Below are 26,030 nucleotides of genomic sequence, written 5' to 3' on the forward strand. Positions count from 1 at the left end.
GTGACGGCCGGCAACGCTGTCCGGGGGGCCGGAGGGCCGGGGGAGCCCGCGGCGGCGGGCCGTACGAGGGGGACACGATGAACCGGGCCTTCCAGGGACTCGACTCGGGGCAGCTGCTGCTGATCGCGGGCGCCGGTCTGGTGGCCGTCGCCGGCGTCGCCCACACCGCGGCCGTCGGCCTGGTCCGCCCCGACATCGCGGTCGGGTTCGGCGCGCTCATCGCGATCGGCGAGCTCGCCAGGCTGACGATGCCCGGCAACAGGGAGGTGGCGCCCATCGGGGCGGCCGCGGCCCTCGGCTACACGCTGCTGCTCGACCTCAGCAACGTCCCGCTCGGCCACACCGCGCTGCAGGTGGTCGCGGTCATCGCGGTCGGGATGATCGCCGGTGCGCTGCCGCACCTGGCGGTGGGCCGCCCGCCCCGGCTGGACGCGATGGCCAGACGGCTGCTCACCGGCGCGCTCCTCGCCTTCGCCTTCCGGCCGCTCGCGCCTGCCCTCTACACCCTCACCCAGGAGCCGACCGAGACCTGGTGGCCCGCGCTCATGGTGATGGTGGTGCTGATCGCGATCACTCTCCTGGCCGACGTGCTGATCGCGGCCATGCTGAGGGCCGAGCAGGTGCGCACCGCGTTCAAGGTCGCCGTCAGGGACGAGCTCAGGATGGCCTTCCCGCTGGGCGCCGCCGTGGCCGCCTCCGGGGTGCTGCTCGCCCTCGCCTGCCACAGCATGGACCTCATGGCGCTGCTGGTGTTCGCCGCGCCCCTGCTGGTCACCCAGGTGGCCTTTCGCAAGTACGCCGGCATCAGGGCCACCTACCTGCAGACCGTGCGGGCGCTGTCGAGGGTCACCGAGGTCGGCGGGTACGTCGAGCCCGGCCACTCGCGCCGGGTGAGCAGGCTGGCGGTGGCGATCGGCAGGGAGCTCGGCATGGCCGAGCCCGAGCTGCTGGAGCTGGAGTACGCGGCGCTGATGCACGACATCGGGCAGCTGTCGCTGCGCGACCCCATCCCGGGCGGGGCCACCGTGCTCACCGATCCGGCGCAGGCCCGGCGCATCGCCGAGCTGGGCGCCGAGGTGATCAGGCAGACCGGCGTGCTCGACCGGGTGGCCGATCTGGTCAGGCGGCAGTGCGATTCGATCGCCGAGGATCCGCCGCGGGCCAGCCGTATCATCAAGGCCGCCAACGCCTACGACGACCTCGTCGGCGGATCCACCGACCGCGACCGGGCGGGGGCCGCTTTAGAACGGCTCAGGCTCGGCATCGGCGGCGAGTACGACCCCGAGGTGATCGAGGCGATGGCGCGCGTGGTGGACCGGCTCGCCCCTGTGCACCGGCTCTGAGCCCGCGTCGGCGGCGACCACGACGCCGGCCTGGCGTCCGCGCGCCCGGTGACCGTGACAGAGTTGCAAGCATGCAAGAGGGGAGTCCGTGTGGCTGAGGTGCGCGCCGAGATGGTGGCGAACGTGTGGCAGGTCGTCGTCGCCGAGGGCGACACGGTCGTGGGGGGCGACACGCTCGTCATCCTCGAGTCCATGAAGATGGAGATCCCGGTGCTCGCCGAGGACGACGGTGTGGTCACGCGGCTGAAGGTGGCCGAGGGCGACGTGGTGCAGGCGGGCGACCTGATCGCCGTCATCGACTAGCCGGACGTCGTCCCTTCGGGGTTCAGCCGGCCGAGGAACTTCTCCCTGTCGACCACCGTCCGCTCGATCGTGCCCGTGCCCACCACCCGGGCGCGTTCGCGGGCGGTGAACGTGAACACCAGGCGCCTGCCGTCCACCGCGGTCAGTTCGGCGCCGATCTCGACGTGGGCGCCGACGGGGCTGGCGGCCAGGTGGTGGAGCTCGACCCGGGTGCCGACGGAGGTCTGACCTGCCCCGAGGTGGTCTCTGACGGCCTGGACGGTCGCCATCTCCGCCAGCGCCAGCAGCCTCGGGGTGGCCAGCACGGGCACGTCACCGCTGCCGATCTTGGTGGCGAGGTCCTCCCTCTCGACCATGATGAGCAGCGACGCGTGGAGCCCCGGGGCGAGTGTCATGCGTCCAGCCTACTGAGATCACATCTCGGGCACCGGACAGACAGAAAGCCTCACCAGGCACCAGGATAGGTTTGTACAGCTTGCGGCAATCTTGTGGTGACGTATTGGTACAAGCCGTACACTTCTCAGAATTCCGTGACCTCTGCGTTACCTCGCCGCGATACAAATCCGCTTTGTTGGAGAACCCTGGGGTCGGAGAGGTTGAAGACGACAGGGGGTAACGGGGGAGACATGGTGGCCCAAGGGACGACGCTTGCGGGGCGATATCGTCTGGACACCCGCATCGGCGCCGGCGGCATGGGTGAGGTATGGCGTGGAGAGGACATCGTCCTCGCCCGCACCGTCGCCGTCAAGGTGCTGCTTCCAGGCCGCACGGACGACCCGGGATTCGTCGCTCGCTTCCAGGGCGAGGCGAGGGCGATGGCGACGATCAACCATTCCGGTGTGGTCGACGTCTACGACTACGGGGTTCACCAGGTGGCGGGTGCGGGGGCGACCGTCTACCTGGTGATGAAGTTCGTCGACGGCGAGCCGCTCGACCGTTTACTGCAGCGCCTGGGGCGCATCGCGCCCGACCAGGCCATGGAGCTCATCGCCCAGGCGGCGGGGGCGCTGCAGGCCGTACATGACCAGGGCATCGTGCACCGCGACGTCAAGCCCGGCAACCTCATGGTGCAGCGCGACGGCACGCTGGTCCTGACCGACTTCGGCATCGCCCGCCAGGACGTGGCCAACCGGCTCACCGACGCCGGCATGGTGCTGGGCACCGCCGCCTACTGCGCGCCCGAGCAGGCGGAGGGCGCGCCGGTCACGCCCGCGGTCGACATCTACGCGCTCGGCGTGGTGGCCTACGAGTGCCTGGCGGGCATACGCCCGTTCGACGGCGACAGCCCTGTCACGATCGCGCTCAAGCACATCCGCGAGGCGCCGCCGCCGCTGCCCGCCGACATCCCGCCCGCGGTGCGGTCGGTGGTGGAGCGGGCGCTGTCGAAGGACCCCGCGCGACGCTGGCCCAGCGGCGCGGCCATGGCGGCGGCGGCCCGGCAGGCCGTGCGGGCGCCGCACGCCGCGCCGCCCGTCTCTCCGCCTCCGCCGTCGCTGACCGACCTGCCGGCGGCCCACCAGGGCGCGCCGGCCACGCCCTCTCCGGCCACGGGTGCCATCCCGCCGCCCGACCAGTCCACGGTCGCCACCCAGGGCCCGCGGCGCGGCGCCCGCAGGGCCGCCAAGGCCGGTGGCGGCAGGGGCGTGCTCGTGGCGGGCATCGCCGCGGTGGCGGTGCTGGGCGTCGGCGCGGGCGCCGTCGCGCTCACCGGCATGGACGGGCCGGAGCCGGCCCCCGTGGTCACCTCGCCCGTCGCGGTCGGCGGCAAGACGAAGGCGATCAAGCCCAAGCCGCCGAAGTCGACCGAACCCACCGACCAGCCCGAGCCGTCCGAGGAGCCCGAGCCGACCGAGGAGGAGCCCACCAGGCCGCCCACCACGCAGCCGCCGACGAGGAAGCCGACGGTCACGCCCACCGGCTCGCCCACGCCGACCCATCAGAAGCAGCCGCTGGTGCCGGACGTCGTCGACCTGTTCGTCGACCAGGCCACCGCGAAGCTGCAGAAGGCGGGCTACAAGATCCGGGTCAAGGCCGTCATGGTCATGGAGCCGGAGAGCTGCCCGAAGGTGTCGGCACAGGTGCCCGCGGCCGACAAGCCGCTGGCCAAGGGCATGACGGTGACGGTGTCGACGGTGAGCGACCAGTGCCCGCCAGGCAAGTCGCCCAGCCCGTCGCCGTCGCCGTCCCCGACGCCCAGCGGCGGCTCGCCCTCCCCGACGGGCAGCGCCAAGCCGTAGCCGTTCAGACCCCCGTGGTGTTGCGGGGGTAGGCGACCTGCGGGTCGGTGGCGATGTTCACCAGGTACGGCACGCCGGAGTCGAACGCCCGCCGCAGCGCGGGCCCGATCTCCGACGGCTTGGTCACCAGCTCCCCGCCGCCGCCGAGCGCGGTCACCACCTGGTCGTAGCGCGTCTCGGGGCGCAACTCGGCGGCCACGTCGTAGCCGTACAGCAGCTGCATGGGGTGCTTCTCCAGGCCCCACATGCCGTTGTTGCCGCACACCATGACGACCGGCAGCCGGTGCCTGACCAGGGTGTCGACGTCCATCAGCGAGAAGCCCGCGGCGCCGTCGCCGAGCAGCAGCACCACCTGCGAGGAGGGGCGGGCCAGGCGGGCGGCGATGGAGTAGCCGAGGCCCGTGCCGAGGCAGCCGTAGGGGCCGGGGTCGAGCCAGTTGCCCGGCCGGCGGGGCTCGACGTACTTGCCCGCGTAGGAGACGAAGTCGCCGCCGTCGCCGATCACCACCGCGTCGTCGTCGAGCACCTTGGCCAGCTCGCCGTAGATGCGCATGGGATGGATCGGGTCGGCGGAGGCCGCCAGCAGGTCGGCGTCGCCGGCGATGGCCTTGGCGGCCGCCTGGGAGAGCGTGTCGAGCCAGGCGGAGTAGCGCGAGGGCTTCACGCCCGCGTCGCCGCATGCCGTACCGAGGCTCCAGAACACCAGCGACAGGTCGCCGGCGGCCGAGGCGGCGGGCTGCATGTGGGTGGCCAGCTGTGACGGCGCGTCGGCGAGGTGGACGACGCGGGCCAGCGGGGCGCCCTCCTTGCCGCCGAACCAGCCGTAGCCGAGGCGGAAGTCGAGCGGCGTGCCGATCACGACCACCAGGTCGGCCTGGCCGAAGGCCAGCCCGCGGGCGCGGGTGACCAGCAGCTCGTGCCCCGCGGGCAGGATGCCGCGGCCCTGGCCGTTGGGGATGACGGGCAGCCGCCACGCCTCCACGAAGTCGCGGGCGGCCTCCTCGGCGCGGTCCATCCACACGTCGGAGCCGAGCACCACCACGGGGCGTTCGGCCTCGGCCAGCAGGGCCGCGACGCGGACGATCGCGTCAGGATCGGGCTCGAGCGGGGAGGGCGTCTGGGTCTCGGCCTGGTGCATCGGCGAGGGCGAGAACAGGTGGTCCATGAAGAAGTCGATGAACACCGGCCCCCGGTGCGGGGCGATGGCCGTGCGGAAGGCGAGCTCGACGTCCTGGCCGATCGAGTCGGCCGCGGTGGCGGTGAAGGACAGCTTGGTGATCGGCTCGAGCAGCGGAGGATGGTCCATCTCCTGCAGCGCCCCGCTGCCCCAGCGCGACTGCGGCGCCCGGCCGCCCATGACCACGACGGGCGAACCGTTGAAGTGCGCGGTGGCGACGCCGCTGACGCCGTTGGTGATGCCGGGCCCCGCGGTCAGGACGGCGAGGCCGGGCTTCCTGGTCAGCCTGGCCGTCGCCTCGGCGGCGAACACGGCGCTCTGCTCGTGTCGGACGTCGAGGATGCGCATCTCCTCGTGCACGGCGCCGTCGTAGAGGGGGAAGACGTGCCCGCCGGACAGGGTGAACATGGTCTCGATGCCGTAGGCCTTGGCGACGGCGACTGCGGCGTCGCCGGCGTGCTTCGCAGACTCCATGGCCGGGAACCTACCAGCCGCTCACCGTTCCAAACAGGTTCCACAACAGCCCCTTGGGTCAGGGCTTACGACCGACCGCGCCGTATCCGTCGACCTCCGGCGGCGTGATCCCCTCCGGACGCCACCTCGACACCGACACCAGCCCCGGCTCCACCAGCTCCAGCCCGTCGAAGAACCGGGCGATCTGCTCGGGACTGCGCTGGATGTACGGCAGCGCCCCGCTCTCGTTGTACTGCTGGTGGGCCTGCCTGTTGGCCGCGCTGTGCACGTTGCTGCCGTCGTTGAGCGCCAGATAGCTGCCGGAGGGAAGGGCGTCGAGCAGCCTGCGGACGATGGACAGCGCCGCCTCGTCGTCGACCACGTGACCCATGATCCCGCTCAGGTTGAGCGCGATCGGCGTGCCGAAGTCGAGCGTCTTGGCGGCGCCCGTGAGGATCGTGTCGGGGTCGCGTACGTCGGCGTCGATGTAGTCGGTGGCGCCCTCCGGCGTGCCGGTCAGCAACGCGCGGGCGTGGGCCAGGACGAGCGGGTCGTTGTCGACGTAGACGACGCGGGACTCGGGCGCGATGCGCTGGGCGATCTGATGGGTGTTGTCCGCGGTGGGCAATCCGGTGCCGATGTCGAGGAACTGCCGGATCCCGGCCTCGGCCGCCAGCCAGGTGATCGTCCGCCCCAGGAACGCCCGTGACGCCCGGGCGCCCGCCGCCATGCCAGGGAAGATCTTCAGGAACTCGTCGCCGGCGGCCCTGTCGACCTCGTAGTTGTCCTTGCCGCCGAGCCAGTAGTTCCAGATCCTGGCCGAGTGCGGCACGCTGGTGTCGATCTCTCGCATCGCCCCAATCTAGCCATCGCCGCCCGTTTCCCGGGTGACGGTCCTGATACCTGTTGGTCGCGAACTTCCGTCGTGACCCCCGCGTCTACCAGGCATGGGGATGATGACGGGGGCGGCGGTCATGACCGCCGCGAGCATGCTGCTGGGAAGCACGGGGGCGACGCTGCCGAAGGACTTCCTGCTGTGGGAGAACCGGTCGAGCGGCTGGGACATCTGGGAGGTGTCGGACCGGCCCTCGATGCCGCTCATGGTCGACGCCTGCCACGACAGCTACTGGAACAGGCGCGGGGGCGTCGAGAAGGGGCGCGTGGCGGCCAGGACGATCTACCGGCAGCAGGAGATCGACCTCGGCGGCGAGCAGCTGGCGCTCTACCGGGACGAGGCGGGCGCCCGCGCGGCCATGGACGCGATGCGCGCCGAGCTGAAGACGTGCGCCTCGCGGGGCGCCGGCATCGAGCGGATCACCTACTACAGCAAGCCGCTCAAGCTCGGCGACGAGGCCATCAGGGTGGGGGCCAGGTACTGGGAGGGCGGGCTCAGGCAGGTCGCGGTCCGCAGGGGCGCGGCGGTCATGGTCTACACCGAGACGGCGTGGCCAACTCCCTCGCTGCCCATGAAGGAGTTCGGGACGCTGCTGAAGGACGCCAGGGAGATGGCGGGCAAGGTCTGCTGGCTGCCGGAGGCGGCCTGCTAGGTCCTCGGGCGAGGGGGCCCGTCCGCGACAGCGGCATCGGACACCCTCGCCACCGCACCCCGGGCCGAGATCCACGACATGCTGATCGCGGCCCCACTCCGGCGACCGGCGCCACGCATGACAGGCCAGGTCGCGGTCTGCCCGCGCGGCCTTCCGCACGCCCGCGAGCACCATCACCGCCCCACCGCACGGCGAGGCGACCTGAGGCGCCGGTCCCACCTCGCCCACGTGCCGGGGCGCCGAGAGGGGGCGGGAGCCCCCGGGGAGGGCCGGAGGAGAGACCTCGCCTTTCAGGGGCGGCGCAGGCGGGTGACGAACTTGTAGCGGTCGCCGCGGTAGAGGGACTGGGCCCACTCCACCGGGTTGCCGTCGGCGTCGAAGGCGTGCCTGGTCAGCAGCAGCATCGGCAGGCCCACGTCGACGCCCAGCATCTGCGCGTCGTACGGCGTCGCCAGGACGGTCTCGATGACCTCCTCGGCGTCCGTCAGCCGCACGTTGTAGGCGTTGTGCAGCGTCTCGTACAGCGACGAGTGGACCTCGAGCTCCCGCCGCAGCCTGGGGAAGCGGCGCGCCGACAGGTGGGTGGTGTCGATGGAGACCGGTTCGCCGTTGGCCAGGCGGAGCCGGTGGATGCGCAGCACCCGGCCGCCCGGGTTGATCGCCAGCCGCCTGGCCAGCGCCTCGTCGGCGGTGATGTAGCTGATGTCCAGGATCTTCGTGTCCGGTTCCAGCCCCGCGGTGCGCAGGTCGCCGATGTAGGAGGTGAGCTGCAGCACCTGGGCCACCTTCGGCTGGGCGACGAAGGTGCCCTTGCCCTGGATGCGTACCAGCCTGCCTTCCACCACCAGCTCGGTCAGCGCCTGGCGGACCGTCGTGCGGGAGGTCTCGAAGCGCACGGCCAGCGTCCGCTCGGGCGGCAGCGAACTGCCCGGCGTGAGGCTCTTGGTGAGCTCCAGCAGACTCCGTTTGACGTCGTAGTACTTGGGTACGCGAGGGGACTCTTCTGTCACGCGCTCACCTTCACTCCAGCCACGGCGGTGAGGGCGTGTCTGATCACCGCGAGATCATCGGAACTCAGATTGGCCCGAGTGGTCAACCACAAGCAAGAGGGGCTTGCGGGCACCCGGAACAGTTCGGCCTTCGCACGCGCACGTATGGGCAGCTCGGGCTGATTGTGAAGGATATCCGTGGCCAAGCGTGCGGTGACAACCGCCTCTGCTGTGGCACGCCGGATCAAGGCCTCGAACACTTTCCTGGGCTCCGCGGTGTGATGGTTCTCACAATGTGAGATGCCCCGAAACAGCACCAACTGCACTTTGCCCGGGGCGAGTTGGTTGTTGTGGCCGAAAGCACGCATGATGCACTCGTGCCGACTCTCAGCGACCTCGTCGTCCGCCACACCGCTCTCGACGCGGCGGACCTCGACTGGCTGCACTCGCTGGTCTCCGACTGGCAGCTGCTCGCCGACCTGTCGTTCGCCGACCTCATCCTGTGGGCCCCGCTGCTCGACCGCGCGGGCTCGGGTGAGGCGCGCGCGGGCTCCGGTGAGGGGCGCGCGGACGAGCCGGGCCAGCCGCTCGGCGACAGCGGCTGGATCGCCATCGCGCAGATGCGGCCGACCACCGGCCCCACGGTGTACCACGACGACATCGTCGGCACCATCGTGGCCAAGGGCGAGCGCGGCCTGATCGACACCGCGTGGAACGAGCGGCGCATCTGCCGCGAGGGCGACCCCGACTGGTCCACCGGCGTGCCGGTCCGCGAGGAGACCATCCCGGTACGGCGGGCCATGCCCGGCGGCGAGGGCCGCTTCCTCGGCGTGATCCAGCGCTCCACGAACCTGTCGTCGGCCCGCACCCCTTCGCGCCTGGAGCTCACCTACCTGCAGAGCGCCTCCGACCTGGCCCAGATGGTGGCGGAGGGCCGCTTCCCGTTCTCCGGCGAGGAGCCGATCCTCGTCCGTTCCCCCCGCGTCGGCGACGGCCTGCTGCGGCTCGACCGCGCGGGCCGGGTCACCTACGCCTCGCCGAACGCCCTGTCGGCCTACCGCCGCCTAGGCCTGCACGCCGACCTGGTGGGCGCCGAGCTCGGCCGGCTGACGGCGGCGCTGTGCTACAGCGACGAGCCGATCAACGAAGACCTGATGATCGTGGCCAGCGGTCGCGCGGCCAAGGAGACCGAGGTCGAGTCGGGCGGCACGATCGTCCAGCTGCGGGCCATCCCGCTGATCGTCGGCGGCGGCCGCATCGGCGCCCTGGTGCTCATCCGCGACGTCACCGAGCTGCGGCGGCGCGAGCGCGAGCTCATGACCAAGGACGCGACGATCCGCGAGATCCACCACCGCGTCAAGAACAACCTGCAGACCGTCGCGGCGCTGCTGCGCCTGCAGGCGCGCCGCCTGCAGCTCCCCGAGGGCCGCGAGGCGCTGGAGGAGGCGGTACGGCGGGTCGGCTCGATCGCCATCGTCCACGAGACGCTGTCGATGGCGCCTGAGGAGTTCGTCGACTTCGACGAGATCGCCGACAGGGTCATCGCGATGGCCGGCGAGGTGTCGGCCGCCGAGGCGGCGGTGACACCGCGCAGGGTCGGCACCTTCGGGGTGCTGCCCTCGCTCATCGCCACGCCGCTGGCGATGGCGCTGACCGAGCTGCTCCAGAACGCCCTCCAGCACGGCCGGCCCCGGCGGCTGCAGGTGGTCGTGTCGGCAGGGGGCGAGCGGCTGCACGTCGTGGTGTGGGACGACGGCACGGGGCTGCCGGAGGACTTCGACCTGGACAGCTCGACCAGCCTCGGCCTGCAGATCGTGCGGACCCTGGTGGAGGGGGAGCTGTCGGGCAAGCTGGCGATCGAACCGCGTCAGGGCGGGGGGACCGAGGTCACGCTGTCGATCCCGCTGCCGTCCTCGTGACGTCGGCTGCCCGGCATCCCGGCGGTCGTGCGCCAACTCGGGGGTCTCGTCGCGGGAGGCTGCGGGCGGTCGTGCACCTGCCCGGGGGTCTCGTCGCGGGAGGCTGCGGGCGGTCGTGCTCCGGCCTGTGTCGTCGCGGGAGAGTGCGGGTTCGCGCTCCGGCCGGGACGTTGCTGGAGACTGCGGGTTCGTGCTCCCGCCAGGGCGTTGCTGGAGACTCCGGGCGCTCGGGCACACGCGCGGGGGCGCGGGGGGGCTCGCCCGCCGGAGGGCACCGGGCCAGGAAGGACCTCAGTCCGCGCCCGTCGTGCGGGGCGCGGACTCGGGTCTCGGATACCGCGACCCCTCGGGGCAGCGGGCCTGGCGGGAAAGTCTCACGCGCCAGGCGTCAGGGGAGACGGGTGGTTCGAAGGTCAGGCGGACGCGCGAGCGCGGGCGCGGGCGGTGCGGCGCTTGAGGGCGCGGCGCTCGTCCTCGCTGAGGCCGCCCCACACACCGGCGTCCTGTCCGGATTCCAGGGCCCACTTCAGGCAGGCGTCGACGGCCGAGCAGGAACGGCACACCTGCTTGGCCTCCTCGATCTGCATCAGGGCCGGGCCCGTGTTGCCGATCGGGAAGAACAGCTCGGGGTCCACGTCACGGCAGGCAGCTCGGTGGCGCCAGTCCATGCGTCCACTCCTTCGTAGATGGAGTCCGCCGATCGCCGACTCCGTGCGGTCTACTTTGTGAAGACTTTCACTAACTAGCGCGAACCTTTACCCGAATCCTGGTGGGACCCGGGGGAGGTCGCGCCGTCTCGGGGTAGGACCCTTGGGTGGGTTAAAGGTCCTACGTTCCGACTACTGCTGAGACTTCCAGCCACGCAGAGTGCACGCAAGAGGTTTGGGGCGAAGTTTTGGGGGATATGGATGTCGGATGCATCACACAATGACCGAATGTAACCAGCTAGACCAGCACGTGTAATGCGTTCGGGATAGACCGGAACGTTACGGACTCGCGTTCCCCCAGGTAGTCACCATCGAGCTGGAAGGCGACAGGACGCTCCGCGGAGATCGTGAACTCCGGCTCGTCGTGGAGCTGGACCAGGTGCCTGCCGTGCGGAAGGCTGTCACGTTCCGTGAGGATCTGGTGGATGATCCCGACCACCGACGGCAGCCCCATCCGCTGGAGTCCCAGCAGGTCGATCCCGGTCTCGAAACTCGCCCACGGCGTCGGCGAGACCGGGCGGGGACCGACGTAGGTCCACGGCGAGGTGTTGCAGATGATCGCCATGAAGACGCCCTCGGCGGTCGGGATGCCCGGGCCCTTGACGGTCATCGCGGGATGCCGCTTGTCCGTGGACAGGTAGTGGCGCAGCGCGGTGATCACGTAGCGTGCGGGGGTCGCCTTGCGGCCCGCCCCGCGCAGGCCCTCGACCGCGCGCACCACCTCGGCGTCGTAGCCGAGCCCCGAGCAGAAGGTGAAGTAGCGGCTCTCGTCCTCCCAGAGGGCCTGGCCCAAACCCACCGACCTCCGGCGTCCCTCCCGCAGTGCCTCCAGGACCGCGCCGGTGGCCTCGACCGGGTCGTTGGGCAGGCCGAGCGCGCGGGCGAAGACGTTGGCGCTGCCTCCCGGGATCACCATGAGCGACGGGCGCTCGGCCTGGTCGTGACCCTCGCCCTCGAGCAGGCCGTTGACCGCCTCGTTGACCGTGCCGTCGCCGCCGAGCACCGCGACGGCGTCGTAGCCCTTGGCGTGCGCGGTGCCGGCCAGCGCGGCGGCGTGGCCTCGATACCCGGTCTCCTCGACGGTCAGGTCGACGGCCGCGCTGAGCGCGCGGATGAGCACGTCACGCGTGCGGTGGTTCGTCGTCGTGGCCTTGGGGTTGACCAGGAGCATCGCGCGCATACGGCCAGCGTAGCCAATGATCGATGTCCGTCTTGTCCGGATAAGGGCAATGAGTGGGCTACATATCGCTTTGATGGGCTTTCGGGGGGTCGTCGGGTGGCCGGTTGGGAGACCGGCGGACCAGGACGGGATGATGGGTCGGGCCCGTTCCGGCCCGCGGGCCGACGTGACGGCGGCCGGCCGAAGTCCTGCTGGAGTAGCGTGGAAGACGGCCGGTCACCGGTGACCGCCTTGGCCTTGACCCCGCTTGCCGTACGGAGAGAAACAGAACCATGCGCCCTTGGAGTTTGGTGGTGGCGGCCGTGATCGTGGCGCTCGAAGGGCTGGTGGCGCTCGGGCTCGGGGTCTACGCGGCGGTCGGCACGCTCACGGGCCAGGCGACCGAGACCCTCGCGGGCGTCGCCGAGGCCGCCTTCGGGCTGCTCATCGGCGCCGGGCTGATCTGGGTGGCATGGGGCGGACTGCTCAGGGCCGAGCGCTGGGGGCGGGCGCCCGGCGTGCTGACCCAGATCTTCATGATCCCCGTGTCGGTGACGGTGATCCAGTCGGGCCAGCCCGCCATCGGCGTACCGCTGCTGGTCGTCGCCATCGCGGGACTGGCCACGCTGCTCGCGCCGCCGACCACGAAGGCGTTGTACGGCGACTAGTCTTCGGCCGTCAGGCCCTCGCGCAGCTGCGCGAGCGTGCGTGCCAGCAGGCGCGAGACGTGCATCTGCGAGATCCCGAGCTCGGTGGCGATCTGCGACTGCGTCATGTTGCCGAAGAACCGCAGCAGCAGGATGCGCTTCTCACGCGGGGGCAGCCGCTCCAGCAACGGCTTGAGCGACTCGCGGTACTCGACGCCCTCGAGCGACTCGTCCACGATGCCCAGAGAGTCGGACACCGCCGGCGCGTCGTCGTCGCCCGAGTCGGGGGCGTCGAGCGAGACGGTGGAGTAGGCGTTGGCCGACTCCAGGCCCTCGAGCACCTCCTCCTCGGTCATCTTCAGGTAGGCGGCCAGCTCGGCCACCGTCGGCGCGCGCCCCTCCCGCTGCGACAGCTCGCTTATCGCCTTGGTCAGCGACAGCTTGAGCTCCTGGAGCCGGCGCGGCACCCGCACCGCCCAGCCCTTGTCGCGGAAGTGACGCTTGATCTCGCCGACGATCGTCGGGGTCGCGTACGTGGAGAACTCCACCCCGCGCGCCAGATCGAACCTGTCGATCGACTTGATCAGGCCGATGGTGGCGACCTGGGTCAGGTCGTCGAGCCACTCGCCCCTGTTGCGGAAGCGACGGGCCAGGTATTCCACCAGGGGGAGATGAAGCTCGACCAGCTCGTCCCTGATGCGCTGCCGGCGCGGATCGTCGGGGCCCAGCTCGGCCAGCTCGGCGAAGAGCATGCGGGCGCGCACCCTGTCGGGCACGGCGTGGTCGCTGGCGGCCATGGCTCCAGTCCTTTCCGTCACGCCGGCCTCGCCGCGCCTCGGCGCTTACGCAGGACGATCGCCATACGGTCGGGGGAATCGGTCACCGCGTCGACGTCGTCGGCCAGGGCGGTCAGCACCATCCACGCGAAGTCATCGCGCTTCGGCGCCGAGCTGCCCACGGTCGCGACCTCTACTCTGACCTGCATCTCCTGCCCGGTCAGCTCGAATTCGGCCGTCAGGTCGGTGCCAGGCACGGCCTCGTTCAGCAACATGGCGCAGGCCTCGTCGACGGCGATGCGCAGGTCCTCGATCTCGTCGAGCGTGAAGTCAAGCCGTGCGGCCAGGCCGGCAGTGGCCGTGCGCAGCACGGACAAGTACGCGCTCGCGGCGGGCAGCCTGACGCTCACCACATCACGGATCACGCGCGCCTCGGTGTCCTCGGTCACGTTCCTCCTCGCGTATAGGACGCTCTCTGCAACTTACCGCCACCTGGAGGCGATTGGTGTCCTCAGACGCGCCAACCAACGAAAAAGGCCCCGCAGGTGCGGGGCCCTTCGGCGCTGTTCAGGCCGCCTTCGTCTCCCAGAAGATCTTGGCGATCTCGTCGATCTTGCCGAGGAGCTCGTCGGCCTTGTCCACGTCGACCGTGCCCTTGCCGCCGGCGGCGCCGGCGAGCTTGGTGGCCTCCCAGAACAGCTGGTGCAGCTGCGGGTAGGTCTCCAGGTGCGGGGGCTTGAAGTAGTCGGTCCACAGGACCCACAGGTGGTGCTTGACGAGCTCGGCGCGCTCCTCCTTGATGGTGAGGGCGCGAGCGCGGAAGACCGGGTCCTCGTTGGCCGCGTACTTCTCCATGATCGCCTTGACCGACTCGGCCTCGATACGGGCCTGGGCAGGGTCGTAGACGCCGCAAGGGAGATCGCAGTGCGCCGAAGCGACGTGCTTGGGTCGCATCAGTCGTGCGAGCATCAGAAAGTCCTTCCTTGATGCTGTATCAGCTTGGTCCGGTTACTGACCTTACTCGGGTCTGCCCGATCGCCCTTGTATCAGGGGCCGCTCTGCACGCGCCGGTGAGCGAAAAGGCCCCTCACCGATCGCCCTTCCGGCGTCTCGTCGTAGCGGAATCGGTAGCACTCCCGCGATGACGCCGGGCAGTCAGGGCGGCTACGTTGACGCACGGGAGGATTCCATCGCGTAGGGAGATCACCAGCCCATGAGGGTGCGTGTCGAAGGAGACTCCATGCGGCCGGCGCTCCGGCCCGGAGACTGGCTGCTGGTACGGCGCGGCGCCGCCGTGCATCCCGGCGACCTGGTCGTCGCCAGGTTGCCCGGAGACCCGTCGCAGCTGATCGTCAAACGGGCCCAGTGGCGTGGCGCGGACGGGTGGTGGCTGGAGAGCGACAACCAGCGCGCCTCGGGACGCAAGGACAGCTGGGACTTCGGCCCCGTCGACGACATCGTGGGCCGCGTCGTCCTCCGCTACTGGCCGCTCCTGCGCCGCGCTCGGTAGGCGGCCCCTCGGGGCAGGGGCGTTCCTGTGCCGCGCTCGGTAGTCGGCCCCTCGGGTGGGTCAGGGGGCGTTCCTGCGGCGGGCGCGATAGGCGGCCACGTTCGCCCTGCTGGCGCAGCGCTCGGAGCAGTAGCGGCGCGAACGGTTGGACGAGGTGTCGACGAACACGTTCGCGCACCGCGCCGCCCTGCACACGCCCAGCCGGTCGACGCCCAGGTCGGTCACGACGGCGGCCAGACCCATCACCAGGCCGCCCTCCGCCAGGTGGAGATGCCAGCCCTGCCCGTCGTGGGCGGAGATGTGCGGATGGACGGGGTGCCGCGCGAGCAAAGCGTTGAGCAGCCCGACCGCCTCCTCGTGCTTCCCCGCGTCGGCGAGCGCGAAGACGGACGTGAGCTCCTCGCGCAGGCCGTTCTCATCAGGAAGCTCGCCGTTGACCAGAAGGACGGCCAACTCCGCGTATGAGGTCAGATCCAACCTGTTAACACTCCTTACACATGCGCGCGTCTCAGTATGTGGCAGAATCAAAAAACGGGTGACCCCCGTACCCCCTCACGAAGACGCCTGCTGCTTCACACCTCTCGTGCGGCGTCTGGTTCGTGTCCATTCCGATGACTACTGGGGTCGCTGTGGCTGTCACGCCCGCTTCTGCATCTCTCGAATCCCTCGACCTGGATCCGGCTTTCGCCCTGCACCGCGGGGGCAAGCTCGAGGTCCGCTCCACCATCCCCGTCCGCGACGCGGACGACCTGTCCCTCGCCTACACGCCGGGGGTGGCCAAGGTCTGCACGGCCATCGCCGAGTCCCCCGAGCTCGCCATGGACTACACCTGGGTGTCCAACGTCGTCGCGGTCGTCTCCGACGGCACCGCCGTCCTCGGGCTCGGCGACATCGGGCCCGCGGCCGCCATGCCCGTCATGGAGGGCAAGGCGCTGCTGTTCAAGGAGTTCGGCGGGGTCGACGCGGTGCCCATCTGCCTCGACTGCACCTCGGTCGACGCCCTCGTCGAGACCGTCGCCAGGCTCGCGCCGTCCTTCGGCGGCATCAACCTCGAGGACATCAGCGCACCCCGCTGCTTCGAGGTCGAGGAGCGGCTGCGCGCCATGCTCGACATCCCGGTCTTCCACGACGACCAGCACGGCACGGCGATCGTCGTCACGGCCGCGCTCCAGAACGCCGCCCGGCTGACGGGCCGTCCGCTGAGCGCGCTGCGCGCCGTCGTGGCCGGTGCCGGCGCCTCCGGCGTCGCCGTCACGCGCATGCTGCTCAACGCGGGCATCGGCGACATCGCGGTGTCCGACTCTCGAGGCCTGATCTACGCGGGCCGTTCCCACCTGAACCCCTTCAAGCAGGCCCTGGCGGCCGACACCAACAAGGCCGGCCGCACCGGCTCGACCGAGGAGGCCCTGGCCGGCGCGGACGTGTTCGTCGGCCTGTCGGGCTCGACGGTGTCGGAGGAGGCCATCGCCTCCATGGCGGCCGACTCCATCGTGTTCGCGCTGTCCAACCCGACGCCCGAGGTGCACCCGTCGGTCGCCGGCCGCCACGCGCGGGTGGTGGCGACCGGGCGCTCCGACTTCCCCAACCAGATCAACAACGTGCTCGCCTTCCCCGGGGTGTTCAGGGGCGCGCTGGACGTCCGCGCGACCACCATCACGGAGAACATGAAGGTGGCGGCGGCCGCGGCGCTCGCGGACGTGGTCGGCGACGCGCTGCGGGAGGACTACGTCATCCCGAGCCCGTTCGACCCGCGGGTCGCTCCGGCCGTCATCGCGGCCGTGGCCGCCCAGGCGCGTGAGGACGGCGTGGCCAGGCTCTGACGGCAGCCAAGCCCCCGGCGCCCGGCGCCGGGGGCTTGTCACGCGGGTTTACTCCCAAGAAAGTTTGCTGTTCCTTTTGGGAACGGCGATATTGGCGTTACGTTCCGTGCTACTACTAGAGCGCTCTGTAATGTGACTCTCCGCCGAGGGGGCCCATGGAACGTGAGGCCAACCGGCTGCTCAAGGCGCTCATCGCCGAAGCGGGCTTCTCCCACAAGGGGCTCGCCCGCAGGCTCAACGATGTGGGGGTGGCCCGCGGCACGCCCGGACTGAAATACGACCACAGCTCCGTCCTTCGCTGGATCGGCGGGCAACGGCCACGCGACCCCGTCCCCGGCCTGCTGGCGGAGATCTTCGCGTTGCGCCTCGGCCGTCCGGTCACGCCGGAGGACCTCGGCATGCCGGCCATCACGACGCCCCTCCACCTCGGGCAGGAGTTCACGCACACGTGGCAGGAGGGGGTCGCGACCGCGACGGCTCTGTGGCGGGCCGACGTCGAACGGCGCAAGTTCCTCGTCGACTCGACCTTCGCGATCGCGGCGGGCGCGGTCGGCGCCATCCGCTGGCTGACCTTCCCGCCCGAAGCCCATCCCTCGGCGGCCGGCGGGCGCAGGGTCGGAACGGCCGACATCTCCGCCATCCATGAGGTCACCCGGTCCTTCGGCGAGCTCGACAACAGGTTCGGCGGTGGCAGGGTCCGTTCGGCGGTGGTCAAGTACCTCGACACCGCGGTCACCCCGCTGCTGCGCGACGGCTCGTACGGCGAGAGCACCGGCAAGCGCCTGGCCTCCGCCGCCGCCGAACTGACCAGGCTGGCCGGCTGGATGGCCTACGACCTCGAACAGCACGGCCTCGCCCAGCGCTACCTCATCCAGGCCCTCCGCATGGCCCGCGGCGCCGACGACGACGGCCTCGGCGGCGAGATCCTGGCCGGGATGAGCCACCAGGCCCTCTACATGGGCCAGCCCGCCCACGCCCTCGACCTGTCCCGTGCCGCCCAGCAGTCCGCGCTGCGCTCCGGCATCCACACGCTCATGTCCTCCTGCCACGTCCTCGAGGCCCACGCGCACGCCGGGCTCGGCGACAAGCGGTCCTGCGCCGCCTCGCTCGCCGCGGCCTCGCGCGCCTTCGACCGGCGGACGCCGGGGGAGGAGCCGGCCTGGCTGGCGTACTTCGACGAGGCCTACCTGGCGGCCAAGTTCGCCCACTGCTACCGGGATCTAGGAGAAGGGGCGCGGACCGTCCAGTACGCGCGCCGATCGCTGGACATGGACGGGCGGTACGTGCGCGGGCGGATGTTCAACCTCTCGCTGCTGTCGGCCGGGCTGCTGCAGTGCGGCGAGCTGGAGGAGGCGTGCACGACGGCGACGGAGGCGCTGGGGCTGGCCGGCGAACTGCAGTCGGTACGGACACGCTCGTACGCGCTGGACCTTCGCCGGCGGCTGGAGCCGTACCGGTCGGAGCCGTCGGTCGTCACGCTGAACGAGCGGGTCGCGGAACTGAGCTCCTTCTAGGGCTGGGCCGTCTGAGTCCCGGCCCTCACAGGGGTCGGCCCTCTGCGTCCGGCTCTCAGGGCCCGGCCCTCCTCTGGGGTCGGCTCTCAGGGCCCGGCCGCTCTCCTGGGGTCGGCTCTCTGGGCCCGGTTCCCGGGGTCCGGGCCCTCGCTGGGTCCGGCTCTCTGGGGCCGGCCCTCAATGACTGGGTCGTCGTGGAGCCCGGCGCCGGTGCGGCGGGCCGGCTCGTTCCTTTCCGAGCCGGCCCGCCGTCCCGGAGGTTCAGCTCAGCATCTCGCCCTTGGGGCCGATGATGCTCTTGGTCTCCGCGTACTGCGCCTTGTTGTAGACGTCCGCGGTCTCACCGTCGAAGAGCGGCGAGCTGATCATGTCGACCCGGTCGTTGCCGTCCTGGTCGATGAACACGCTGGTCACGCCGTTGACGTAGCCGAGGCGCTTGCTGTTGCTGTACTTCAGCAGCCACGGGCCGCCGTCCGCGCCGCCGGTCATCGAGCACTTGAGGACCTGGTGCGTCTCCGCCCTGACCGTGTTGATCTGGTAGGACTTCGTGCCGGTCTTGCCGTAGCAGTACTTGGGGGTGACGCCGGTGTACGGCTTGCTGCCGTCGGGGTGCTCGTCGCCGGGGTAGCCGAAGGCGAAGACGGGCTGGTTCAGCGGCTGGTTCCACGCCATGCCCTGACCACCCACGGCGTCACCGAGCTTGCCGGTGTCCTTGGCGACGCCGATGTAGTAGCGGTCGCGGAAGTAGCGGACCGTCTTGCCCGCCTTCACCCACTGCTTGACGTAGTAGTGGGTCTCGTACCAGGCGATCTCGGCACCGTTGCTGACATCGGCGTCGAGCTGGCCGAGGAACTTGCCGTCGGCCTTGAGCTTGCTCAGCTCCTGGTACTTCTCCTTGCTGATCGCCGTGGGGCCGACCTTCTCGTACTGCTCGCCGTTCACGTTGGCCGCGGTGCCGATGGCGGCGTCCTCGTACTGCTTCTTGGTCACCTCGACCTTGGTGAGGATCTTCTCGCCCGTGTAGTCGTGACCGACCTTCTCAGGGGTGACGTCGAAGTCCTTCGACCAGTACGGCCCGGCCGCGCCGTACTTGTCGAAACCGGTCTTGTATTCGTCTTCCTTGATCTCCTCGTGCTTGGTCCACTTGTCGCCGGCCCACGCGGAGAACTCGCCCTTGGTGACCTCGCGGCTCCCGGTCAGCTCGAAGCCGTTGTGGACGGCGACGAAGGCGAAGTCGCCGTCGTAGTCGTCGTAGGTGTCGAGGTCGTAGGTGGTGAAGGCGTAGGCGCCGGAGAAGACGCCGTAGGGCGCCTTGCCCTGGTGGTAGCCGGGGACGAAGACCCACTTGGCGAACACGTCATGGCCCTGCTCGTACACGCAGTGGCCCGCGGTCGCGACCAGGTTGCGGTGCCTGGACTGGATCGAGGTGGCCGAGCACCAGCGGTAGTCGCCCTTGCGGTCGACGAAGAAGACCTTGCCGATCGTCTTCGGCAGGTTGACGTTCTTCACCTTGCCGCCGGTGGTCGCGGCGCCGATGGGGGCGACGATGCCGGGCTTGCCGTCATCGGGCTTGTCCGCGCTGACCCTGACGAGCTTGGCGACGTCCTTGCTGTCCCAGTGGAACTGGGTGGCCTTCTTGAGCGCGGCGCCGTTGGCGTCCAGCCAGAACAGGGCGGTGCTGTAGGCGTCGGCGGGCTTGGGGGCCAGCGGGTCGGTGACCCAGTGAGGTGCGGCGGCGGCCGGAGCGGCGAGGGCGGCGCCGGCCAGACCGGCGGCCGCGAGGGGGATGAGCAGGCGCTTCAACGGGAGGCTCCACAGAGTTAACAAAAGGGGTGTTGAGACCCTATCGACCCGGTGATCACTCCCGTAAGGGAATCCGTCTGAGTGTTTGCTCGGACCTGAAGCACTTCAGACCCAGGAAAAGGCCGAAGGGCCCGGCAGAAGCCGAGCCCTTCGGGTGAAGCAGGCGAGCTGAGGTTTGGACCCCCGAGCTCACGTCAAGCGTGTTACGGCTTCGGGAACGGGAACATCGGGCCCGAGGCGGTGTTCGCGGCAGCCTTGTAGACAGTCGCGGTCTCACCGTCGAAGTACGGGCTGGAGATGTAGTCCACGCGGTCGTTGCCGTCCTGGTCGTTGAAGGTGCTGGTGACACCGTTCACGTAACCGAGGCGCTTGGCGTTGCTGTACTTGAGCAGCCAGGGGCCACCGTCGTAGCCGGGGGTCACCGGGCACTTCAGCGCCAGGTGCTCCTCGATCTTCTTGGCGGCCGAGCCCTGGAGCTTGGCGCTGGTCTTGCCGTAGCACCACTTCGGCGTCACACCGGTGTACGGCTTGGAGCCGTCGGGGTGCTCAGCGTAGGGGTAACCCCAGGTGCGGACGACCTGGCCGGTGGGCTGGTTGTACGCGAAGCCCTGGCCACCGACGACGTCGCCGAGGCGGCCGTTGTCGACGAACTTGTAGTCCTGGACGAAGTAGCTCTCGGCGAAGTAGAGGACCTTCGCGGTGGACTTCACCCAGAGGATCGTCCAGTACTCGGTCTTCTTCCAGCCAACAACGGTGTCACCGTTCTTGACTTCCTCGAGCTTGCCGTCGAACTTGCCGCTGGCCTTCTCGGCGAGCAGACGGTCGTAGGTCTCCTTGGAGATCGCCTCGGTCTTCGACTCCCACTTCGAGCCGTTGTCGAAGTCCTCACCCTTGGTGCCGGTGGCGACACCGCTGCCCTTGGCGGCGGTGTGGGCCGACTCGGTCACGGAGACCTTGACAGCCTTGATGCCGTTGCTGCCGTCAGCGTCGGTGTAGGCCTCGAACTCGGCCTTGGTGTCGACGCTGCTCGGGCGAGCAACGTGCTCGACCTTGTCGGCGTCGGCAACCTCGGACTGGAACGGGCCGTTGGGGCCGAACTTGTCGCGGCCCGCCTCCCACTCAGCCTTCTGCTTCGAGTCAGTGATGTCGAAGTACTTGCGCTCGGTCCACTTGGGGCCGACGTGCTTGTCGTACTCGCCCTTGCTGACCTGGGCCTTCGCGGCCGCACCGCCGCCAATGCCGTTGTAGACGGTGACGAACGCGTAGTCGCGGTCGAAGTCCTCGTAGACGTCGAAGTCGTAGTGCGTGAACGCCTGCTTGCCGACGTAGATGCCGTACGGAGCCTTGCCCTGGTAGTAACCGGGGACGAAGACCCAGCGGGACACGACCTCGTTGTTGGCGGCCAGGTCGTAGACGCAGTGACCAGCAGTCGCAACCAGGTTCTTGTAGTTGGACTGGATCGAGGTGCCGGAGCACCACTGCAGCTTGCCGTCACGGGTCTCGAAGAAGACCTTGCCGAGGGTCTTCGGCACGTTCACGTTGTGAACCTTGGCCGCGACCTTCTTCTCCTCGCCGATGGGCGCGACGACACCCGGCTTGGTGTCGGCGGTGTAGCCGCCCTTGGAGACGAGCTTCTTAACTTCCTTGTAGTCCCAGTGGTAGGCCGTGGCCGCCTTGAGAGCAGCGTTGTCGGACTTCGTCCAGAAGTTGATGATGTCCGAGACCTGCTGAGCGCTCTTGGCCAGGTACTCGTCGTTGGGGACGGGCGTGGCCGAGGCGGTGCCGGCGAGGCCGGCGGCCAGCAGACCGGTGGCCAGGATGGCCCCACCAGCCGGGAGGAGGATGCGCTTCAAGGTAACTCCTTGCGCTGTCGTGGAACGCCTCTTGCGTCCCATGCGTCAGTAAAGGGATAGCCAGGAACATACAGTGCCGATCTTGGAATCCGGTAGCCGCTTTGGCGGGAAAAGAGCGCACAAGTCGGGCGTGATCGTTCTGTGATGTTTAAGAGGCTGAAGCGCACACGCGGTGTCTGCGGGGGTTTGGGGATCGTTTCCGCAGATCATCATAAGGATGTTGTTAGTGTGACTGATGAGGTTGCTGCTCGGTCGTCACGGTGAGTTAGTGGTTGATGTGACGTACATCACATTGATCCGATGGCACCGATTCGGGCTCCGGTGCGTCGAAGGGGCCAGCAAATTTCGATCACACCTCCGAACCAGGCGCCAACACAGAGGGGCCCGACGGATGTCGGGCCCCTCTGGCATTGCTCGGTGAGCCGCGGAACCAGCCCTCAGCTCGGTCTTACGGCGACGCCGTTAGAAAATCTTGCCGGACCACACGTTCGCAGCGGCCTTGTAGACGGAGGCGGTCTCACCGTCGAAGTAGGGGCTGGAGATGTAGTCGACGCGGTCGTTGCCGTCCTGGTCGTTGAAGGTGCTGGTGACACCGTTCACGTAGCCGAGGCGCTTGGCGTTGCTGTACTTGAGCAGCCAGGGGCCACCGTCGGCGCCCTCGGTCATGGAGCACTTCAGTGCCACGTGCTCCTCGATCTTCTTGGCGGCCGAACCGACGGTCTTGGCCGTGGTCTTGCCGTAGCACCACTTGGGCGTGATGCCGGTGAAGTTCTTGTGACCGTCGGGGTGCGCCCCGGCCGGGTAGCCGAAGACGCGGACGTACTTGCCGGTGGGCTGGTTGTAGGCGAAGCCCTGACCGCCGACGTTGTCGCCGAGACGACCAGCGTCAGCAGCCTTCACGTCCTGGACGTAGTAGGTCTCGACCCAGTAGCGGATCCGCTCAGTGGTCTTTACCCACTTCTTGACGAAGAACTGCTGCTTGTACCAGGCGGTGGCCTGGCCGTTCTTGTCCTGGGTGGTGCTGAGCTCGCCGAGGAACTTGCCGTCGGCCTTGTCGGCCAGCAGCTTCTCGTACTCTTCCTTGCTGATCGGCAGCTTGACGCTCAGCCGCTCGAACTTGGCGTTGTTGTCCCAGCCGGTGGTCGCGTTCTCGTAGACCGACTTGACGACCTCGACACCGGTGAGCTGGACACCCTTGGTCGGGCCCTTGCCCAGGATGTAGTCCTCGATGTTCTTCGAGGAGACATCATCGGGCTTGGCGACCGTCTCGACCTGCGGGTCGAGGGCCTTGGACTGGAACGGGCCGTTGATGCCGTACTTCTCGACACCCGCGACGTACTCGTCCTTGGTGATGTCCTTCTCGTCGACCCACTTGGGGCCGGAGTGCTTCTCGAACTCGCTCTTGGTGACCTTCGCCGGAGCCGAGCTGCTGAGGTTGATGCCGTTGTAGACGGTGACGAACGCGTAGTCGCGGTCGTAGTCCTCGTAGACGTCGAAGTCGTAGTGCGTGAAGGCCTGCTTGCCGACGTAGATGCCGAACGGAGCCTTGCCCTGGTAGTAACCGGGGACGAAGACCCACTTGGACATGACGTCGGAGTTGCCGGCCGTGTCGTACACGCAGTGACCGGCCGTGGAGACCAGGTTGCGGTAGCGCGACTGGATCGAGGTGGCCGAGCACCAGCGGGGCTCGCCCTTGGAGTTGACGAAGAAGACCTTGCCGATGGTCTTCGGCATGTTGACGTTCTGCGACTTGGTCGCGGTCTTCTTCTCTTCGCCGATCGGCGCGACGACACCCGGCTTGGTGTCGGCGTTGTAACCGCCGGTCGACTTCAGCTTGGCGACGTCCTTGCTGTCCCAGACGTTCGACTCCTTGGCCGCCCGGAGAGCAGCACCGTTGGAGGCGGCCCAGTACTCGGCGATCGACTTGGCGGCCGCGGCGTTCTTCGCCATCGGGTCGCTGGCGACGTCGGGGGCGGCGTGAGCGGTACCAGCCAGGCCGGCGGCCAGCAGACCGGTGGCGAGGATGGCGCCACCGGCGGGGAGGAGGATGCGCTTCAAGGGAACTGCTCCTTGCTCTGTCGTGGGTCGCAACATGCGTCCCATGCGTCAGTAAAGGGATAGCAAGGACCATAACGCGGTGATCTTCGCAGGTGGAAGCCGTTCTGCGGCATCTGAGAACCACCCTTACCGGCGTGACCTTTCCGTTACCAGTCAGAGATGATCGCGAAGCGTGATCGTCGCGACACGTTTTCGCAGGGCCTCGCGGGGTTGTTGCGAATGGTGCTCATGAGGGGTGAGTGAAGGGATACGCTATGTGACCGGCTTGATGTGACTCAGATCACAGAAATTTGATGGCACCGAATCGGCTCTCGCTCCGTCTAATATCACTCGATCTTGCCAGGAAACCTTCAGGAAAGTGGCCTCGCGCCTACTTTCCGGTCGCCGGCATGACGCTGCATGCGGGCTCGCTGTACGTGCGCGGCGTGGTGGCGTTCCTGGGTTGACCGACCGTCCGGAGCGCGCGCGACGAGTGCGGTCCAGCCCGCCGACGGTCGCCCGCGCGGCAGTCATCTGTACGGGCCGTGGCGATGCTGCCGGCGGCTGGGGGGAAGGAAACCGAGGGGGCGATCTCGCGCTCACCTCTTCGTCCCGTCCGCCGGACCTGGAAGCTCCCGAGGTGAGCGCCTTGAAGAGGGGCGGGAGCCGCCGGGCGCGTTGAGGGCCGCAGTCCTGGACGGCCGCCGGCTGGCTGCGCCAAGGACTTCGCGGGCGTGCCGTTCATGCGCGGGAAAAGGAAACGGGTGCGAGGGTCCGATGGACACCCGCACCCGCGGAAAGCTCTTCGGCGTGGTCGACGACCCGGCGGCTACCTGCTCCCGGGGCGAGCGGGTTCGTGACGACGGGCCGGGCGTGAGCACTCGACCATGTGGAAGGACGTCACTCGCTGTCGAACAGTTCCTCGACGCTGTCGGCCGTGATGGACTTCGGGAACCATGCGCTCAGCTGGTCGGGGTCGGAGCAGTCGAGGATGCGCTTCTCGGCCTCGGGTGAGACGTCGATGCCTCGTGTGCGAAAGGCGAGGATGATGTCCTTGGCCCGGGCCTCGGCTGCGCCTTTGGCTTCCCCCTCGGCTTTGCCTTCGGCGACCCATTGGCGGACGTAGTCGCTCTTGTACTTGTCGGTTCCGGCCGCCATGAGTCCCTCCACCAACTTCCGCGCCGATAGTTCAGGTAGCAGCGTCCGTGCGACACCCGCGAGAGGTCTTCGGTGCGGGCACTCGACCATGTGGGCGGATGTCATTCGCTGTCGAACAGGTCCTCGACGCTGTCGGCCGTGATGGACTTCGGGAACCATGCGCTCAGCTGGTCGGGGTCGGAGCAGTCGAGGATGCGCTTCTCGGCCTCGGGTGAGACGTCGATGCCTCGTGTGCGGAAGGCGAGGACGATGTCCTTGGCCCGGGCCTCGGCTGCGCCTTCGGCTTTCCCTTCGGCTTTCCCTTCGGCTTTGCCTTCGGCTACGCCTTCGGCGACCCATTGGCGGACGTAGTCGCTCTTGTACTTGTCAGTTCCGACTGCCATGAGCCCCTCCACGAACCTCTGCGCCGCTACCTTGGGTAGCAGCGCCAGTACGACATCAGCATAAGTCTCGCCCAGCCCGTCGGCCATGAGCGGCGCTGCCTTGAGGAAGGCGTCCATGACCTGTTGCCCGTCGGCTCCGGGCGTGCGCCCGTGTGCGACGACGGACAGCGCGGCCAGTTCGGGCTCGGCCACGGCCTGGGCGACGTCCGTGATTCTGGGTAGTTGATCGGGGCCCATCACCAGTGGGGCGAGCCTCCACCCTGGGTGTCCCATGTCGATCGGGGTGGCGCAGTGCCTGGCTGTCTTGCTGCTCAGGCACATCACCAGCAGCACGGTGTCGCACTGCAGGCGGGCGCGGAGGGTGGCCAGGTAGACCGGCCAGCTCCACTGCTTGTCCTCGTCGGGACGTAGCTGCACCTCCACGACCACACCGAGGACCGGCTTGCTGCCGGCCCTGTGGACGACCACGGCGTCGGCTCGATATTCGGCGGGTTTGCAGTCGACGAGGTTCTCCGACTCCACGCGCACCTCGTCATGACCGGCGAGGGTGACGCCCTGCCCGTGGATGAGGGTCGCCGCGAGCGTGGGCCGCTTTCGGAAGAGATCGATGACGGTCTCGTGGGCGATCGAAGGCACGACGATCACTTTACTGAACGTGGTCATCTCGTGACTGTTGGTTTGGATCTTTGGAGGGC

General features: G+C 69.1%; 25 protein-coding genes. 9 read left to right on the forward strand and 16 right to left on the reverse strand.

The genetic code is table 11. The features are described 5' to 3' along the window. Positions 1-77: 77 nt before the first annotated feature. Both ACWENQ_RS38910 and ACWENQ_RS38915 read left to right on the forward strand, forming a co-directional pair. A complete protein-coding gene (locus tag ACWENQ_RS38910) occupies positions 78-1,343 on the forward strand; it encodes an HD-GYP domain-containing protein (RefSeq protein WP_449928329.1) in 1,266 nt (421 codons plus the stop codon). 90 nt (positions 1,344-1,433) lie between these two features. Then, entirely contained in the window at positions 1,434-1,646 is a 213-nt protein-coding gene (locus tag ACWENQ_RS38915; RefSeq protein ID WP_452418733.1) for a biotin/lipoyl-binding carrier protein, read from the forward strand. Here ACWENQ_RS38915 and ACWENQ_RS38920 read toward each other — a convergent pair. After that, positions 1,643-2,041 carry a thioesterase family protein gene (locus ACWENQ_RS38920; RefSeq protein ID WP_449928333.1) on the reverse strand — a complete coding sequence of 133 codons (399 nt, stop codon included), beginning with the start codon at positions 2,039-2,041 and terminating at the stop codon, positions 1,643-1,645. The two genes, ACWENQ_RS38915 and ACWENQ_RS38920, sit on opposite strands and share 4 nt — an antisense overlap. A 231-nt stretch (positions 2,042-2,272) precedes the next feature. Between ACWENQ_RS38920 and ACWENQ_RS38925 the strand changes: the two genes are divergently transcribed. Continuing rightward, the gene (locus tag ACWENQ_RS38925) at positions 2,273-3,883 is read left to right on the forward strand and encodes a serine/threonine-protein kinase (RefSeq protein ID WP_452418734.1); all 1,611 of its coding nucleotides are present in this window, start codon (positions 2,273-2,275) and stop codon (positions 3,881-3,883) included. Between the two features lie 4 nt (positions 3,884-3,887). On the opposite strand, the gene ACWENQ_RS38930 is transcribed toward ACWENQ_RS38925, so the two are convergent. Next, positions 3,888-5,534, reverse strand: coding sequence for an acetolactate synthase (locus tag ACWENQ_RS38930; protein ID WP_452418735.1), 1,647 nt, complete (start codon positions 5,532-5,534; stop codon positions 3,888-3,890). A 58-nt stretch (positions 5,535-5,592) separates the two neighbouring features. After that, positions 5,593-6,366: an SAM-dependent methyltransferase gene (locus tag ACWENQ_RS38935; RefSeq protein ID WP_449928339.1), complete on the reverse strand. Its 774-nt coding sequence runs from the start codon at positions 6,364-6,366 to the stop codon at positions 5,593-5,595. A 94-nt stretch (positions 6,367-6,460) separates the two neighbouring features. Between ACWENQ_RS38935 and ACWENQ_RS38940 the strand changes: the two genes are divergently transcribed. Continuing rightward, the gene (locus ACWENQ_RS38940) at positions 6,461-7,060 is read left to right on the forward strand and encodes a hypothetical protein (RefSeq protein ID WP_449928341.1); all 600 of its coding nucleotides are present in this window, start codon (positions 6,461-6,463) and stop codon (positions 7,058-7,060) included. Between the two features lie 290 nt (positions 7,061-7,350). Here ACWENQ_RS38940 and ACWENQ_RS38945 read toward each other — a convergent pair whose 3' ends face one another. Next, positions 7,351-8,070: a GntR family transcriptional regulator gene (locus tag ACWENQ_RS38945; RefSeq protein WP_354921679.1), complete on the reverse strand. Its 720-nt coding sequence runs from the start codon at positions 8,068-8,070 to the stop codon at positions 7,351-7,353. Continuing rightward, positions 8,067-8,417 (reverse strand): hypothetical protein, encoded by a 351-nt coding sequence (locus tag ACWENQ_RS38950; protein WP_449928343.1) that lies wholly within the window; start codon positions 8,415-8,417, stop codon positions 8,067-8,069. The genes ACWENQ_RS38945 and ACWENQ_RS38950 overlap by 4 nt, the downstream gene beginning before the upstream one ends. A gap of 9 nt (positions 8,418-8,426) precedes the next feature. Here ACWENQ_RS38950 and ACWENQ_RS38955 point away from each other — a divergent pair, with 9 nt between their 5' ends. After that, positions 8,427-9,968 (forward strand): sensor histidine kinase, encoded by a 1,542-nt coding sequence (locus tag ACWENQ_RS38955; protein ID WP_452418736.1) that lies wholly within the window; start codon positions 8,427-8,429, stop codon positions 9,966-9,968. A gap of 413 nt (positions 9,969-10,381) precedes the next feature. On the opposite strand, the gene ACWENQ_RS38960 is transcribed toward ACWENQ_RS38955, so the two are convergent. Further along, positions 10,382-10,636: a WhiB family transcriptional regulator gene (locus ACWENQ_RS38960; RefSeq protein WP_354921669.1), complete on the reverse strand. Its 255-nt coding sequence runs from the start codon at positions 10,634-10,636 to the stop codon at positions 10,382-10,384. Between the two features lie 277 nt (positions 10,637-10,913). Continuing rightward, positions 10,914-11,855 (reverse strand): diacylglycerol/lipid kinase family protein, encoded by a 942-nt coding sequence (locus tag ACWENQ_RS38965; RefSeq protein WP_452418737.1) that lies wholly within the window; start codon positions 11,853-11,855, stop codon positions 10,914-10,916. A gap of 293 nt (positions 11,856-12,148) precedes the next feature. Here ACWENQ_RS38965 and ACWENQ_RS38970 point away from each other — a divergent pair, with 293 nt between their 5' ends. Next, positions 12,149-12,502 (forward strand): hypothetical protein, encoded by a 354-nt coding sequence (locus tag ACWENQ_RS38970; RefSeq protein ID WP_354921663.1) that lies wholly within the window; start codon positions 12,149-12,151, stop codon positions 12,500-12,502. Here ACWENQ_RS38970 and ACWENQ_RS38975 read toward each other — a convergent pair. The 3 genes from ACWENQ_RS38975 to sodN form a co-directional block, all read right to left on the reverse strand. Next, a complete protein-coding gene (locus tag ACWENQ_RS38975) occupies positions 12,499-13,278 on the reverse strand; it encodes an RNA polymerase sigma factor SigF (RefSeq protein ID WP_354921660.1) in 780 nt (259 codons plus the stop codon). The two genes, ACWENQ_RS38970 and ACWENQ_RS38975, sit on opposite strands and share 4 nt — an antisense overlap. Before the next feature lie 17 nt (positions 13,279-13,295). After that, positions 13,296-13,706 carry an ATP-binding protein gene (locus ACWENQ_RS38980; protein WP_183655876.1) on the reverse strand — a complete coding sequence of 137 codons (411 nt, stop codon included), beginning with the start codon at positions 13,704-13,706 and terminating at the stop codon, positions 13,296-13,298. Between the two features lie 118 nt (positions 13,707-13,824). Beyond that, on the reverse strand, positions 13,825-14,226 hold the full coding sequence (gene sodN / locus ACWENQ_RS38985) for a superoxide dismutase, Ni (RefSeq protein WP_354921657.1): 402 nt from the start codon (positions 14,224-14,226) through the stop codon (positions 13,825-13,827). A 244-nt stretch (positions 14,227-14,470) separates the two neighbouring features. Here sodN and ACWENQ_RS38990 point away from each other — a divergent pair, with 244 nt between their 5' ends. After that, complete coding sequence (locus tag ACWENQ_RS38990) at positions 14,471-14,767, forward strand: S24 family peptidase (protein ID WP_354921654.1); 297 nt, start codon at positions 14,471-14,473, stop codon at positions 14,765-14,767. Positions 14,768-14,827: 60 nt separating this feature from the next. Here the strand turns inward: ACWENQ_RS38990 and ACWENQ_RS38995 are convergent, their stop codons facing one another. Continuing rightward, positions 14,828-15,244 (reverse strand): CGNR zinc finger domain-containing protein, encoded by a 417-nt coding sequence (locus ACWENQ_RS38995; protein WP_449928350.1) that lies wholly within the window; start codon positions 15,242-15,244, stop codon positions 14,828-14,830. 134 nt (positions 15,245-15,378) lie between these two features. Here ACWENQ_RS38995 and ACWENQ_RS39000 point away from each other — a divergent pair, with 134 nt between their 5' ends. After that, positions 15,379-16,587 carry an NAD(P)-dependent malic enzyme gene (locus ACWENQ_RS39000; RefSeq protein ID WP_452418739.1) on the forward strand — a complete coding sequence of 403 codons (1,209 nt, stop codon included), beginning with the start codon at positions 15,379-15,381 and terminating at the stop codon, positions 16,585-16,587. A 155-nt stretch (positions 16,588-16,742) separates the two neighbouring features. Continuing rightward, the gene (locus ACWENQ_RS39005) at positions 16,743-18,101 is read left to right on the forward strand and encodes a hypothetical protein (RefSeq protein ID WP_452418741.1); all 1,359 of its coding nucleotides are present in this window, start codon (positions 16,743-16,745) and stop codon (positions 18,099-18,101) included. Between the two features lie 261 nt (positions 18,102-18,362). Here ACWENQ_RS39005 and ACWENQ_RS39010 read toward each other — a convergent pair whose 3' ends face one another. From ACWENQ_RS39010 to ACWENQ_RS39030, 5 genes are all read right to left on the reverse strand, one after another. After that, positions 18,363-19,904, reverse strand: coding sequence for a hypothetical protein (locus ACWENQ_RS39010; RefSeq protein ID WP_452418742.1), 1,542 nt, complete (start codon positions 19,902-19,904; stop codon positions 18,363-18,365). 203 nt (positions 19,905-20,107) lie between these two features. Beyond that, a complete protein-coding gene (locus tag ACWENQ_RS39015; RefSeq protein ID WP_449928358.1) occupies positions 20,108-21,757 on the reverse strand; it encodes a hypothetical protein in 1,650 nt (549 codons plus the stop codon). A gap of 462 nt (positions 21,758-22,219) precedes the next feature. Then, positions 22,220-23,815, reverse strand: a complete 1,596-nt coding sequence (locus ACWENQ_RS39020) for a trypsin-like serine peptidase (RefSeq protein WP_449928360.1) — start codon at positions 23,813-23,815, stop codon at positions 22,220-22,222. A gap of 879 nt (positions 23,816-24,694) precedes the next feature. Then, the gene (locus ACWENQ_RS39025) at positions 24,695-24,952 is read right to left on the reverse strand and encodes a hypothetical protein (RefSeq protein ID WP_452418744.1); all 258 of its coding nucleotides are present in this window, start codon (positions 24,950-24,952) and stop codon (positions 24,695-24,697) included. Positions 24,953-25,053: 101 nt separating this feature from the next. Continuing rightward, entirely contained in the window at positions 25,054-25,998 is a 945-nt protein-coding gene (locus ACWENQ_RS39030; RefSeq protein WP_452418746.1) for a hypothetical protein, read from the reverse strand. Positions 25,999-26,030 lie beyond the last annotated feature (32 nt).

The sequence above is a fragment of the Nonomuraea sp. NPDC004354 genome, assembly GCF_053602555.1.